A 13,137-nucleotide genomic window follows, 5' to 3' on the forward strand; every position below is an offset into this window, starting at 1 on the left:
GGGTTTCCTCGTTATACGCTTTCCCCGTTCTGTTGACCACGAACGAACGTTCGCGTACTATATGGAGGACGACAATGGAAGGGAACGAGGAAATGGCAAAGTCCAGCGGTACGTCTCGCGAGATTCATGCGCCCACCACGGGCAAGGCTCGCGAGGAGATGATCGAATCCACAACTGCGGAGATCGAGAAGAAGTTTGGCAAGGGCGCAATCATGAAGTTCGGTGATGGTGGCCCAGACCTCCACGTTGATGCCATTCCCACCGGTTCTATTGCTCTTGACGCCGCGCTTGGCATCGGCGGTGTTCCGCGTGGTCGCATCATTGAGATTTATGGTCCTGAGTCCTCTGGTAAGACCACCCTTTCCCTTGAGATTCTTGCGGAGGCTCAAGCCATGGGCGGCGTCGTTGCCTTTATCGACGCGGAGCATGCTCTTGATCCTGGTTATGCCGCCCGCATCGGCGTTGATATCGACGAGGTCCTGATCTCCCAGCCGGATACCGGCGAGCAGGCGCTTGAGATTTGCGACATGCTTGTCAGGTCTGGTGCGATTGATGTCGTAGTTGTCGACTCCGTCGCCGCCCTTGTTCCCAGGGCTGAGATCGAGGGAGAGATTGGTGATACCACGGTTGGCCTTCAGGCCAGGCTTATGAGCCAAGCTCTCCGTAAGCTTGCCGGTTCTCTCTCCAAATCGAACACGACCTGCATTTTCATCAATCAGCTTCGTGAGAAGATTGGCGTCATGTTCGGTAACCCCGAGACAACGCCGGGTGGCCGCGCCCTCAAGTTCTTCTCATCCGTTCGTATGGATATCCGTCGTGTTGACTCCATCAAGCAGGGCGGCGATATCATTGGCAACCGCGTTCGCGTGAAGGTCGTCAAGAACAAGGTCGCATCTCCGTTTAAGGTTGCCGAGTTTGACATCATGTATGGCACGGGTATCTCGAAGGAGGGCTCGATTCTTGACCTTGGCGTCGAGAAGAACGTCATTAATAAGTCTGGTGCCTGGTATACCTACGAAGGCGAGCGTCTTGGGCAGGGACGAGAGGCCGCCAAGGAGATGCTCCGCAGCCACCCGGATCTTCGTGAAGAAATCGAGAACCGCGTGAGGGTTGCCGTGGGCCTTATTGACGCTCCGGAGGAGGATTCTCCTGAGGCCACCTCGCCTGAGGCTGACGGTGCCGAGTAGTCGCGCTCGTAAGATCGTCAAGCCGGGGGAGCCGCATGAGCATCATGCGTCCTCCGGCTTTTGTTGGTCTGCGACCTATCCAGACAGAGCAGCTGCCCTGGGCCAGCGTAAGCCCAAGGTGATAGTCGCTTCAGAGGGTTTCGATGACCTATATATTCCTGTGCCCGTAGCCAGGAAGCTTGAATCGTCGGATTCCAAAGAGCCGCAGAGCCATGCCGAGCTCATGTACATCATTCGCGAGCTCGGGGATGCCTGTGCCTGGGAGCGCTTGGTCGACATGGTTTCTCGCAGGGAATATTCGTCCAAGGAGGCCGAGGACAAGCTCGTTAGAGATGGCTTTTCGCGTGACTGTGCGCGTCGTGCCATCGAAAAGGCAATCACTCTCAGGGTTATTGATGACGAGAGGTTTGCAGGATCCTTTATTCGCATGAAGCTATCCGCTGGCTGGGGGCCAGTTCGTATCGAGCGAGAGCTTGCGCATCGTGGCGTAACGTTGTCTGACGTCGCTGGCTGGCCTGAGGAGTTCCTCGATGACGAGAGCCCTGAGGACCGCGCTTTTGAACTCCTTGAGCGTAGGCGTATCCCTGAGAAGAACCCATACCAGAAGCTCGTGAGGTTCCTCTGTTCTAAGGGATATCCACTTTCTGTCTGCACGTCTGTCGTTTCAGATTATCTGTCCAGAGCTCGAGAAGACGGCACGTGCTAGTTCCATTTAAGACAGTGAGTGTCATGCACGGCATTTGCGGCGGGGTGCGGGTGTCATGCACGGCATTTGCGGCGAGCTGCGGCCATCCGCTTTCGCACTTGTTCGCACTTGATGGGGGACGTTACATAACGTTGACTGAATATTCGGTTAACCATAAAATAGAACAACCATTTGGGTTTATCCCGTCCGCCGGCCTTATCGCGGCAGACGTACTCTTTGTTCATGTACCTGCGATGTTCGCATAAGCATAGACGCCGGGATTCGCTCGGATGGTGGGCTCTGTCTCGTTGTGAGACGGTTTCCTGAACATCCTCACCAAACGTTTTCCTAGGAGTCACTATGGGCATCGAGATCGTCGTTATTGCAGCGCTTGTTGCGCTTGCAATTGGTTTTGCAATTTCGCACTTCGTCGTCAACGGTCAGAACTCCGCTCGAGTACAGGATGCAAATCGTCAGGTTTCTGAGGCCGAGGAGAAGGCCAAGCAGATTACCCACGATGCAGAGCGTCAGGCTGAGACCACGAAGAAGGAAGCTGTTCTCGCCGCTAAGGAGGATATCCTTAAGCAGCGTCAGGCCGCCGAGGCTGAGGAGAAGCAGCGCAAGAGCGAGCTTCGATCCATGGAAAGCCGCATCATGCAGCGCGAAGAGTCTCTTGATCGCCGCAATGACGCCCTTGATCGTCGCGAGCACCAGCTCTCTAGCCAGGCTGGCCAGCTTGACCGTCGCCAGTCTGACCTTGACGAGCTCATGAAGCAGCAGACTACCGAGCTCGAGCGCATCGCCGCCCTTTCCACCGACGAAGCTCACAAGGAACTTCTCGATCGCGTCCGCAAGGATACCGTTCGCGAAGAGGCGCAGATTCTTCGCGAGAGTGAGCAGCGTGCCCGCGCCCAGGCGGATAAGACCGCTCGCGAGATCGTCACCACTGCTATTCAGCGTTGCGCTGCCGATCAAGCTGGTGAGGTTACGGTAACTACGGTTCATATTCCTTCCGATGACCTCAAGGGCCGTATCATCGGTCGCGAGGGTCGAAATATTCGCACCTTCGAGCAGGTCTCTGGTGTTTCTCTCGTAATCGACGATACGCCTGAGACGGTGCTTCTCTCCAGCTTTGAGCCAGTTCGTCGCGAGACGGCTCGCGTTGCTCTCGAGAACCTGATCGCAGATGGCCGCATTCACCCCGCCCGCATCGAGGAGATGTATAAGAAGGCGGAGACTCTCGTACAGCAGAGGGTTCAGGAGGCCGGTGAGCAGGCAGCCTTCGACGCTGGGATCCATGATCTCCACCCCGAGATTGTAAAGACGCTCGGCGCTCTCCGTTACCGCACTTCCTTTGGACAGAATGTCCTCTCACACTCCAAGCAGGTTTCTGAGCTTTGCGGCATCATGGCTTCCGAGCTCGGTCTCGACCCGACGCTTCCCAAGCGCGCTGGTCTTCTCCACGATATCGGCAAGGCGATTGACCACGAGGTTGAGGGACCTCATGCCGTTATCGGCGCTGATCTTGCCCGCCGTTATGGCGAGCGCCCTGAGGTCGTACACGCTATCGAGGCTCACCACGCAGACGTTGAGCCCAACACCATCCTTGATCAGCTCGTGATGGCCGCCGACGCCGTTTCCGCCGCGCGCCCCGGTGCTCGCCGCGAGAGCGCTGAGACCTACATCAAGCGTCTCCAGAAGCTCGAAGAGATTTCGAACGCCCACGATGGCGTCGAGCGTACCTATGCCATGCAGGCTGGTCGTGAGCTTCACGTTATGGTGCAGCCCGAGAAGATCTCTGACGCTGAGGCCACGGTGCTCGCCCATGACATCGCCAAGCAGATCGAGGACGAGATGGAATACCCCGGTCAGGTCCGCGTCGTTGTCATTCGCGAATCTCGCGCTGTCGACGTTGCCAAGTAGACGTCGTTTACCATCGAATGGCTGAAGATAGAACAGATTTCATGAGCGAGGGGGCCTCGAAGGGGACTCCCTCGCTCGCTGATTTCGTTGCAAGCGTTTCGGGGGATTCCGCCATTAGGGTTGAAGAGTCCCTGGGTAACGGCTTTGTCAGGCTTCGTGTCGGCGAGGCGGAGCGAAGGCAGGCGAAGCATGACATTCGCTGTGCCGAGGACGTTGTCATTGAGATGCTTCGTAACTCTCGTGACGCCGGTGCCCACACCATATTCGTAGCTACGAATCGCGATGGTGATGAGCGCAGCATCGTTATGATTGACGATGGCTCTGGCCTTCCTGATTCCATGCGTAAGAAGATTTTCGATGCGCGCGTTACGTCCAAGCTCGATTCGGTGCATATGGACAGATGGGGCGTGCACGGAAGAGGCATGGCCCTGTTCTCCATTCGGGAGAATTCTAAGAGCTCCGATGTCATGGCCTCTGGCGTAGGGCTCGGCTCTTCCATTCGTGTCGTCTCGGATACGACGGCTTTGACCGAGCGCAAGGATCAAAGTACGTGGCCGACTATCGGCCGCGGAGATGAGGGCGAACCTAGACTTCGTGGTCCTAAAAACATAATCCGAACGAGCTGCGAATTTGCTTTGGAAGAGCGTGGCGTTTGCGAAGTGTATCTCGGATCTGCGGCAGAGGTACTTGCCACTATGCGCGCGCTCACTAATGAATCTCCAGATCGCTCCCGCCTTCTATTCGTTGATGATATCGATGAGGTCAGAGTGATTGATCGTCCTGCTGTTGCCGGGGATGCCCATGAGCTCGCTTCTATCGCCGAGTCACTTGGACTCTACATTTCGGAGCGGACTGCCCACCGCATATTAGCCGGTCAAATTAAGCCGCTTAGATCGGTCGCAAATAGGCTCACTCATCAGGGTGGCACCCCTGGTCCAAAGGAAATCGATCTCACTCGGGATCGTAGGGGCCTTCGTATTTCCAAAGACGACGTCGAGGAGTTCGCGCGTATTATGGAACGGGACTTCTCGTTATTGTCTGAGCGCTATTACCTCGCCCTTGCTGGCGACCCGAGGATTAGCGTCTCGCATGATAAGGTAGTCGTAACGTTTGACCTTGAAAAAGAAGACTGACGCGTCAGATCCTGCGCGTCTTATCGCGGTTCCAACGCTAACTATCGCAGCACAACAGCACCCGAATTATTCCAGTACACGACAGGAGCTTTACCCATGGACTACCTAAAGGTCTCGAGCAAGTCGTCTCCCGCCTCTGTTGCGGGTGCCATTGCAGGTATGGTCAAGGATGGCGTGCCGGTCAATATCCAGTCTGTGGGTGCCGGCGCTGTTAACCAGGCTATCAAGGCCGTCGCAATTGCACGCGGATTCTTGATTCCTGCCGGCTATGACATCTCCTGTGCCCCGACTTTCTCTGATATCGACATTGATGGCCAGAGTCGCACGGCAATTCGTATTGCAATTTATGTTCATAGGCTTACCCCTGCCGATGCCACTCGCATCGAGCAGGGCGCTGGATCGGTGGTTGCGTAGTGGAAGCTTCTCGTTCTCTTGCTGGTCTTACGTATCACGTCAAGACCTTCGGTTGTCAGATGAACCTTCATGACTCTGAACGCGTTTCTGGCGTGCTTGGGTCGTGCGGCTGTATCGAAGTTGCCTCGCCCGATGAGGCGGATATCGTCGTCTTCATGACTTGTTGTGTTCGCGAGAAGGCGGATACCCATCTGTATGGGCAGGTTTCTGCCATGGTGAGCGCTCCGGTACCGCCGAGCGGGCGTAGGCTTGTCGCCATTGGAGGCTGCATCGCCCAGAGGGATGGCGAGAACATCCGTAAGCACATGAAGAACGTCGATGTCGTCTTTGGTACGAGGGCTATCTCGAGTCTTCCCGAGCTGCTTGCTGGCGCTCTCGATGGTAATGGCAAGTCTGTTCAGGCGGACGTGAGCGAGGACGGTCCCGGCTTTTCCAGCGACCTCCCAAGCAGGCGTGAGACTCCTTGGCATGCTTGGGTTCCCATCATGACGGGCTGCAACAACTTCTGCAGTTACTGCATCGTGCCGTATGTCCGTGGCAGGGAAAGGGATCGCGTTTTCGAGGATATTGTCGACGAAGTAAGTCGCCTTCGTGAGGATGGTGTTCGCGAAGTCTGCCTTCTTGGCCAGAACGTCAACTCTTTCGGTCGCCAGCGCTATGGCTCACCCCGTTTTGCCGAGCTTCTCCTCGCGGTGGGGGAGACTGGCATCGAGCGTATTCGTTTCACGAGCTCTCACCCCAAGGATCTCTCGCCCGAGACAATTCTTGCGATGGCCGAGACTCCTGCCGTCATGCCGCAGCTTCATCTTGCGGTTCAGAGTGGTTCTACACGCGTTCTCAAGGCTATGAACCGTCATTATTCACGTGAGGATTATCTTGCCCTTGCTGACCAGATTAAGTCCGCAATGCCAGGAATCGCACTCTCAACGGACATCATCGTTGGTTTCCCCGGCGAGACCGAGGAAGACTTTGAGCAGACCCTCTCTCTCGTGAAAGAGGTCGGCTTTGAGTCTGCTTTCACCTTCATTTATTCGAAGCGCCCCGGTACCCCAGCTGCGGAAATAGATGACCCAACTCCCCGCGAGGTAATTCAGGAGCGATTCGACCGCTTGGCTGAGCTTGTCGCCCAGCAGGCATTCGATGCCAATCAGGTCGAGCTTGGTCGCACTGTCGAGGTGCTTGTGGAGGGTATCTCGAAGCGTGATGGCGATGTCCTTGTTGGTCATAGCCCGAAGAACAAGACCGTTCACTTCCGTGCTCCGGAAGGCATCGAACCCGATTCCCTCATCGGTAAGCTTGTTGATGTGAAGGTCGAGGAAGCACGTACTTGGTATCTGCGCGGACCGATGGTGGGGGAGCCCAGGTGAGTGAGGGGCGGAGAGGTCCCGTTGTCTGCATAGTTGGGCCTACTGCCTCCGGTAAGAGCTCGCTTTCTGAACTCGTCGCGCTTGAACTTGGGAGTGACGTCATCTCGGTCGATTCCATGCAAGTTTATCGCGGCATGGATATCGGTACTGCTAAGACGCCACTTCAAGAGAGGCGCGTTCCGCTGCAGATGGTCGATGTCGTAGGTATCGATGAGGACTATTCCGTTGCGAGGTTCCAGGAGGACAGCAGAAAGCTCATAGATGAGCGCTTGGCTGCGGGAAGCACTCCAGTTCTTTGCGGTGGCACGGGTCTCTATCTTGATGCTGTCATTGATGAGATGGAATTCCCGACCGGGGTAACCCATGGCGTTACACGTGGCCGCTATGAGCAAATGCTAGAGGACAAGGGTGCACGAGCGATTTGGGACCTCCTCTACGAGCGCGACCCTCACGGAGCGGAGGCGATTCACCCTAATAACTCCAAGCGAGTGGTTCGTGCTCTTGAAATGCTTGACCAGGGAGTCAAGTATTCCGCTCAGCTTGAGAACCTCCGTGTCCGAAAGCCTCGCTATGACGCTAAGATATGGGCTCTCACCATGGACAGGGATAGGCTTTACGCTCGTATCAACCAGCGCGTTGACATGATGGTCGAGCAAGGCCTCGTATCTGAGGTTGAAGGTCTTGTCTCCAGAGGTTATGGAGTTGACCTAACGGCCCGTCAGGCTATTGGCTATAAAGAGATTCTGCAATATCTTGATGGCGAGATTAGCCTGGATGAGGCTGTCGAATTGATTAAGCGGCGAACGCGCCGCTATGCAAAGCGACAGCTTTCGTGGCTCCGTAGAGACGGGCGGGCGAACTGGATTGATCTCGACGTTGTTTCCCCTGATGAGGCGATGCATCTTATCGTATCTGATCTCCGCTCTCGTTATCGAAGCTAACGGGTCTTTCGTTTCTTAGAGGTGGTCGGTCATGCCGAGATTCAAGTATATTGAGACGGCTCCGGTTCCAGAAAGAGCTCTCATTGTGGGAGTGGATACTGGCAAGGGCGATTGGCCCATGGCTGACTCCCTCGATGAGCTCGAGAGACTCGTTGCTACTGCAGATGGTGTGGTCGTTGGACGGGAGACTCAAAAACTCGACGCTCCTTCTCCGAAGACCTTCGTTGGCTCCGGTAAGGCTGAGGAGATTGCCGCTGCGGTTCGCAGGTTCGACGTTGACGTAGTTGTGTTTGACGATGAGCTCTCGCCGTCTCAGCAGTCAAATCTTGAGCGAACCTTTGGTGAGCCGGTTAAGGTCATAGATCGAACAGCCCTCATTCTCGACATCTTTGGCAGGCATGCTAAGACCAGAGAGGGTCGTCTCCAGGTCCAGCTCGCTCAGCTGCAGTATCTGTTTCCACGCCTTCGTGGCATGTGGAGCCATCTCATGGGTGAACAAACTCGAGGAGGTATCGGTAGTAGATTTGGCCAGGGTGAGAGTCAGCTTGAGGTTGACCGTAGGCTAATCAGGGATAGAATCTCCGCGCTGAAGCGCGAACTTGTCAAGCTCGAGACGCGTCGTGAGACTCAGAGCAAAGCGCGCTGGGACTCTGGCATTTGGCGCGTAGCGTTGGCAGGGTATACGAATGCCGGTAAGTCTACCTTGCTTAATGCGCTGACCGATTCTGGCGTCTACGCAAAGGATGAGCTATTTGCGACGCTTGACCCCACGACCCGCTCCATCGATTTGGCTGAAGGACGCAAGATAACTCTTACCGATACGGTTGGCTTTATCCAAAAGCTTCCCACGAGTCTTATCGAGAGTTTTAAGTCCACTCTTGCCGAGGTGAAGGCAGCCGATTTAGTCCTTGAGGTCGTTGACGCCAGTGATTCCAATTGGCAGAAGAAGCGTGATGCCGTCAATGAGATTCTCGATCAGATAGGGGCGAAGGGCATTCGCCGTGTGCTTGTATTTAACAAGTGCGATCTGCTCGGCCCTGATGACCTTTCGAGTCTTCGCGCCTATCATTCTGATGCCGTATTCGTATCCGCTGAAGAGGAAACGGGCTTGGCGGCACTCCTTCACAGGATTGCGGAGGAGGCGAGCGCTGGAGATACGACCCTTACGGCGCTAATTCCTTATGAAAAGGGCATTCTCATGAAGATGGTTCATGAGCGTTGCCAGGTTATTCACGAGCAATACCAAGGTGGGGGCTTGCTCGTCACGGCTAGAGTCTCCGCTCGTATGGCTGCGACACTCGCGCCTTATCAGGTTGGGGATTCTGATTCCATTAAGTAGCGTGATGCTTTAGCTGAAGACCAAGGTGAGAAGCGCTAGAACGATTGGTTGATGAACCACGTAAATTTCCAGAGCGTGTCTACCAATCCACTCAAGAGGAGCGCACCTTATCTTATTTAAGATACTGGGTACTCCTTGGTGCTTCATGTATAAGCCGAGTGTTGAACCTACAAGGAATAGAAGCGAGTAGGGGATTGGCGGATAGTAATCACCCGATGAAAATGATGGCCCTGGAAACCCTAGCCAGTTCAGCATTTCTGTTATGTAGAGGCACCTTGGTAGCGTAATGTATGGCCCACCAAAGACGCCTAGTCCAAGCCTGCCTTGTGGCACTTCTAGGGTTAGCAAAAAGGCCAGGAACAGCGTTGTTGCTAAAAATGAGAGTTCAATTGATTTCGATCCATTTGCCGGGCGCGAGACAAGACCGTTAGGTTCGATTGCGCATGCATCTCGTTTTTTGCGAAAGAGCTCATTTAGTGCCCAGACCAGAAACGAGCTGAAGCCCATGCAGTAAATGATCCCGTAGCTAATAGGTGTGTCTACGGCAATTAACGTCGTCGCAATCCAGATGACGGCTGCGACGAATAGGTATTTTAGGGCCCACTTCAGGTTGTTTCTTGAGTAGCTGCACATGATTCCCGCGATGAGCAGGAAACACCATGAGATGGAGGCCCGCCAAACGTCCTGCAACGGGCTTCTAAACCAGCCTAAACGAACATCCCAGAGATAGACGATGTCATAGCAAGCATGAAACGCGACCATCGATACGACGGAAATGCCTCGTAGGACGTCATAGCCGCGCACTCTTTGGCTTGAAACCATATGCTGGCTTGAAACCATATGGCGACCTACATGGAGCGGAAAAGACCGGTGACGCGGCCGAGGATTGTTGGGTTCGTTGCGTAGATGGGTTCCATCGTGTCATTCTCGGGCTGAAGGCGAATGCGATCCTTTTCCCTGTAGAAGGTCTTAACGGTTGCGGAATCTTCAATGAGGGCGACGACAATCTCTCCGTTGTGGGCGTCATGCTGTTCTCGGACAACGATGTAATCGCCGTCAAAAATGCCGGCATTAATCATCGATTCGCCGCGGACGCGAAGGATGAAGGAACTCGAGTCACCCACGACGTTCGTGGGCAGGGTCATGACTTCCTCAACGTTTTGTTCGGCGAGAATAGGCAAGCCTGCGGCTACGCGACCAACGAGCGGGAGAGTCACCGTGTTCGTGTTGACGTCCTGCTTTACCTCTGCAAGCTTTGGGCTTTGTTTGGCTCGCGCTTTGGCATCCTCGCAGATTTCAATCGTGCGCGGCTTATTCGGATCTCTTTTGATGTAGCCGGCTTCTTCGAGCTTGTGGAGATGAGAGTGGACAGTCGAGGGCGAGGACAGGCCGATAGCTGAGCCTATCTCTCGAACGGAGGGGGGATAGCCATGTGTCGCCGTAAAGGCGCAAATGAAATCGAACGCCTGTTGCTGACGCTTGGTGATCTTCTCTTTGGGCATGTCTCCTCCTTTGTTTTGAGCAATCATACACCCGTTCGCTTTTGCATTCAAACAAATGTTCTAATTTCTACTTGACACGAACAAGCGTACGAGTATTCTATTTATAGAACAAATGTTCAGATATAGTTTAATGTCCGCAAGATGAAGTTAGATAGATGCTGTAAGAGTTGCTTATTGGGGAGGATATAAGATCATGACGAACAATATGTATTTCGTGTCCGGCACATCTGCCCTTAAGCCACAGGCTGTTGCTAACTTCACCGTCATTGGTGGCGGCAAATCTACCGCTGTGTCTGCTTCAGAGAATCTGAGGCCCACCGTCGCTTCTCTGAATGCTCCGAGCCTCGGTGCTCGCGAAGAACTCGGTGGCATGCTTGCATTCATCGTCACCTCTATCGTTGTCCTTGCCTTCTGGGCATTTACTCGAGGCGTCTTCTAGCTAAGATAATGGCTGCTTATGGTATCTTTCCTTGAGAATGTATTATCGAGGGGAGTACCATGCGCTGTCCAAAGTGTGGCTGCGAGGAGTCAAAGGTTGTCGATTCCCGTCCTGCGGAGAGTAACGATTCGATTCGGCGTCGTCGCGAGTGCACGCAATGCGGATTCAGGTTTACGACGTACGAGCGCCGCGAGGAACTGCCGCTCGTTGTTTTAAAGCACTCTGGTACCAAAGAACCTTTTGATCGCGAGAAGATCATGCGTGGTCTTGTCAGGGCTACTGTTAAGCGCGATATCCCTGTCGATGTCTTGGACTCCATCATTGTTGATATTGAGTCCGATCTCCGCGATCACGGTATTACCGAGGTGGAATCTAGTGCCCTTGGAGAGATGGTTTTGAAGCGCCTCGCCGACATTGATAAGGTCGCGTACGTTCGCTTCGCTTCTGTTTATCGTGATTTCAAAGATATCGACGAGTTTTCTGCAGAGCTGAGGAGACTGTCTAATGAACAATGACGAGATCATTCTTCCAATCAAAAGGCTTGATGAGTCCGTGCAGCTTCCCGCCTATGCCTATCAAGGTGATGCGGGTCTCGATCTTCGCTCTTCTGAGGATGTGAGTCTTGCGCCGTTCGAGCGAAGGCTTGTTTCTACGGGTCTTGCGATTGCGATTCCGGAAGGTTATGCCGGATTTGTTCAGCCCAGGAGTGGGCTTGCCTTGCGCGAGGGCCTTTCTATGGCTAACACACCTGGTCTTATTGATTCGCATTACCGTGGAGAGCTTAAGGTCTGCGCCATTAACCTTGATCCCGAGAAGACGATTCATATCGAGCGGGGCGAAAGAATTGCTCAACTGGTTATCCAGAAAGTTCCGGCAGTTACTCTATCCGAGGTTGAGGAGCTTGATGAGACCGACAGGGGAACCGGTGGTTTCGGTTCAAGCGGTGTTGCGTAGATAGAATTCGATTGTTTGTCGTCCTTGAGGAGCTGACAGTCCATGATCGCCACTGAAAGCCATGACCTTGCCATCGTCGGCGGAGGTCCAGCCGGCCTCGCTTGCGCTCTTTACGCCACGCGTTATGGCATTGATGCCGTAACTGTCGAGAGGGGTGCATTCGGTGGTCAGATTTCTACCACGCCTGAAGTCGACAATTATCCTGGATTCCCTGAAATTGCTGGTCGTGACCTAGGCGAGCAGCTTTATGAGCATGCTAAATCGCTCGGGGCTTCGATTCTTCAGGATGAGGTTACAAGCCTTTCGAAAACAGCAGATGGTTTTGAACTGGAGTGCTATGGTGTGACCCTTAAGGCAAAGGCAGTCGTTTATACCGCAGGTGCTCAACCACGCATGGCTGGGTTTGCTGGTGAGGATTCGTTCCGTGGGAGAGGCGTTTCCTATTGCGCCACATGTGATGGTATGTTTTATCGCGGTAAGGATATCTATGTTGTCGGTGGCGGCAACACGGCATGTGAAGAGGCCCTCTACCTTTCTAAGATAGGTAAACAAGTCACGATGGTCGTTCGTAAGGATCGGATGCGTGCCGCCCAGAGTTTGCAAGATAAGATCGCAAGCTCGAGCTCTATCTTAGTTAGGTACCAAACTAAAATTGAATCAATCGAGGGAGAAGTGCTTCCTAGCAGGATTACGCTCAGGAGCTTAGTGAATGATGAAGTTGAGACCATAGAATGCGAACCCGGCTCATTTGGCATCTTTGTTGCGGTTGGTCATGATGCAGACACTGCATTGGTTGCTGGTCTCGTTGATCTTGCCACTGATGGCTCGATCATAACGGATGATTCCATGGCTACGAAGACGCCGGGTTTGTTCTGTGCAGGCGATGTTCGCGAAAAGCCGCTCAGGCAGGTGGTAACTGCTGTGTCAGATGGAGCCGTCGCTGCTCAGTCTGCAATGCGCTATCTGGACAGCATCTAATTCAAGCCTTCGCGCACTCGTTGATTAAGTTGCTCGGTGGCGTCTGTGCCTCTCATTAATGACCTCCGGGCGCCACTGTCCGGGCACCACTATCAGTTTATGAGTGCTTATCGCGTTGAATACAGCCGTCACTGCCTTTTCGTGTAAAGATTCCGGCTCCCCTTTCTTTATCCTTAAATCAAATAACGATAATATATCTTATGTAAAGTGCCTGCTAATCAGCATTAGCAGGTATGAATGATGTCAAGAAAGCCAGGCATCCCAACCAAGAATGG

At 53.9% G+C, this 13,137-nt stretch carries 14 protein-coding genes; 12 read left to right on the forward strand and 2 right to left on the reverse strand.

Annotated elements, in window-relative coordinates:
• Positions 1-92: 92 nt before the first annotated feature.
• From recA to hflX, 8 genes are all read left to right on the forward strand, one after another.
• Entirely contained in the window at positions 93-1,187 is a 1,095-nt protein-coding gene (gene recA / locus Q0H23_RS00515; RefSeq protein WP_293814153.1) for a recombinase RecA, read from the forward strand.
• A complete protein-coding gene (locus tag Q0H23_RS00520) occupies positions 1,177-1,893 on the forward strand; it encodes a regulatory protein RecX (RefSeq protein WP_293834577.1) in 717 nt (238 codons plus the stop codon). The genes recA and Q0H23_RS00520 overlap by 11 nt, the downstream gene beginning before the upstream one ends.
• Positions 1,894-2,232: 339 nt before the next feature.
• On the forward strand, positions 2,233-3,795 hold the full coding sequence (gene rny / locus Q0H23_RS00525) for a ribonuclease Y (protein WP_293834580.1): 1,563 nt from the start codon (positions 2,233-2,235) through the stop codon (positions 3,793-3,795).
• A 41-nt stretch (positions 3,796-3,836) separates the two neighbouring features.
• Positions 3,837-4,928, forward strand: a complete 1,092-nt coding sequence (locus Q0H23_RS00530; RefSeq protein WP_293834582.1) for an ATP-binding protein — start codon at positions 3,837-3,839, stop codon at positions 4,926-4,928.
• 96 nt (positions 4,929-5,024) lie between these two features.
• Positions 5,025-5,342: a stage V sporulation protein S gene (locus tag Q0H23_RS00535; RefSeq protein WP_293834584.1), complete on the forward strand. Its 318-nt coding sequence runs from the start codon at positions 5,025-5,027 to the stop codon at positions 5,340-5,342.
• 59 nt (positions 5,343-5,401) lie between these two features.
• Entirely contained in the window at positions 5,402-6,709 is a 1,308-nt protein-coding gene (miaB, locus tag Q0H23_RS00540) for a tRNA (N6-isopentenyl adenosine(37)-C2)-methylthiotransferase MiaB (RefSeq protein WP_293834772.1), read from the forward strand.
• A complete protein-coding gene (gene miaA, locus Q0H23_RS00545) occupies positions 6,706-7,650 on the forward strand; it encodes a tRNA (adenosine(37)-N6)-dimethylallyltransferase MiaA (protein WP_293834587.1) in 945 nt (314 codons plus the stop codon). Before miaB ends, miaA begins: the two co-directional genes overlap by 4 nt.
• A gap of 31 nt (positions 7,651-7,681) precedes the next feature.
• Entirely contained in the window at positions 7,682-8,989 is a 1,308-nt protein-coding gene (hflX, locus tag Q0H23_RS00550) for a GTPase HflX (protein WP_293834589.1), read from the forward strand.
• A 9-nt stretch (positions 8,990-8,998) separates the two neighbouring features.
• Here the strand turns inward: hflX and Q0H23_RS00555 are convergent, their stop codons facing one another.
• A complete protein-coding gene (locus Q0H23_RS00555) occupies positions 8,999-9,829 on the reverse strand; it encodes a heparan-alpha-glucosaminide N-acetyltransferase domain-containing protein (RefSeq protein ID WP_366509929.1) in 831 nt (276 codons plus the stop codon).
• A gap of 8 nt (positions 9,830-9,837) precedes the next feature.
• Complete coding sequence (lexA, locus tag Q0H23_RS00560) at positions 9,838-10,491, reverse strand: transcriptional repressor LexA (RefSeq protein WP_293834592.1); 654 nt, start codon at positions 10,489-10,491, stop codon at positions 9,838-9,840.
• A 193-nt stretch (positions 10,492-10,684) separates the two neighbouring features.
• Between lexA and Q0H23_RS00565 the strand changes: the two genes are divergently transcribed.
• Genes Q0H23_RS00565 through Q0H23_RS00580 form a run of 4 tightly spaced genes read left to right on the forward strand, consistent with a single transcriptional unit; the run spans position 10,685 to position 12,862 of the window.
• A complete protein-coding gene (locus Q0H23_RS00565; protein WP_293834595.1) occupies positions 10,685-10,930 on the forward strand; it encodes a hypothetical protein in 246 nt (81 codons plus the stop codon).
• Positions 10,931-10,989: 59 nt separating this feature from the next.
• Positions 10,990-11,445 carry a transcriptional regulator NrdR gene (nrdR, locus tag Q0H23_RS00570; RefSeq protein WP_293814164.1) on the forward strand — a complete coding sequence of 152 codons (456 nt, stop codon included), beginning with the start codon at positions 10,990-10,992 and terminating at the stop codon, positions 11,443-11,445.
• Positions 11,435-11,884 (forward strand): dUTP diphosphatase, encoded by a 450-nt coding sequence (gene dut / locus Q0H23_RS00575; RefSeq protein ID WP_293834597.1) that lies wholly within the window; start codon positions 11,435-11,437, stop codon positions 11,882-11,884. The genes nrdR and dut overlap by 11 nt, the downstream gene beginning before the upstream one ends.
• Before the next feature lie 42 nt (positions 11,885-11,926).
• Complete coding sequence (locus Q0H23_RS00580; RefSeq protein ID WP_293834601.1) at positions 11,927-12,862, forward strand: FAD-dependent oxidoreductase; 936 nt, start codon at positions 11,927-11,929, stop codon at positions 12,860-12,862.
• The last annotated feature ends 275 nt before the right edge of the window (positions 12,863-13,137 follow it).

It is taken from the genome of uncultured Parolsenella sp. (genome assembly GCF_934660935.1).
GTDB lineage: Bacteria > Actinomycetota > Coriobacteriia > Coriobacteriales > Atopobiaceae > Parolsenella.

Coding starts and splice junctions, on each gene's coding strand:
- Q0H23_RS00580 (WP_293834601.1), top strand. CDS start 11,927: ATGATCGCCACTGAAAGCCATGACCTTGCCATCGTCGGCGGAGGTCCA.
- Q0H23_RS00565 (WP_293834595.1), top strand. CDS start 10,685: ATGACGAACAATATGTATTTCGTGTCCGGCACATCTGCCCTTAAGCCA.
- lexA (WP_293834592.1), bottom strand. CDS start 10,491: ATGCCCAAAGAGAAGATCACCAAGCGTCAGCAACAGGCGTTCGATTTC.
- miaB (WP_293834772.1), top strand. CDS start 5,402: ATGAACCTTCATGACTCTGAACGCGTTTCTGGCGTGCTTGGGTCGTGC.
- Q0H23_RS00535 (WP_293834584.1), top strand. CDS start 5,025: ATGGACTACCTAAAGGTCTCGAGCAAGTCGTCTCCCGCCTCTGTTGCG.
- Q0H23_RS00530 (WP_293834582.1), top strand. CDS start 3,837: ATGAGCGAGGGGGCCTCGAAGGGGACTCCCTCGCTCGCTGATTTCGTT.
- hflX (WP_293834589.1), top strand. CDS start 7,682: ATGCCGAGATTCAAGTATATTGAGACGGCTCCGGTTCCAGAAAGAGCT.
- dut (WP_293834597.1), top strand. CDS start 11,435: ATGAACAATGACGAGATCATTCTTCCAATCAAAAGGCTTGATGAGTCC.
- rny (WP_293834580.1), top strand. CDS start 2,233: ATGGGCATCGAGATCGTCGTTATTGCAGCGCTTGTTGCGCTTGCAATT.
- nrdR (WP_293814164.1), top strand. CDS start 10,990: ATGCGCTGTCCAAAGTGTGGCTGCGAGGAGTCAAAGGTTGTCGATTCC.
- Q0H23_RS00555 (WP_366509929.1), bottom strand. CDS start 9,829: ATGGTTTCAAGCCAGCATATGGTTTCAAGCCAAAGAGTGCGCGGCTAT.
- recA (WP_293814153.1), top strand. CDS start 93: ATGGCAAAGTCCAGCGGTACGTCTCGCGAGATTCATGCGCCCACCACG.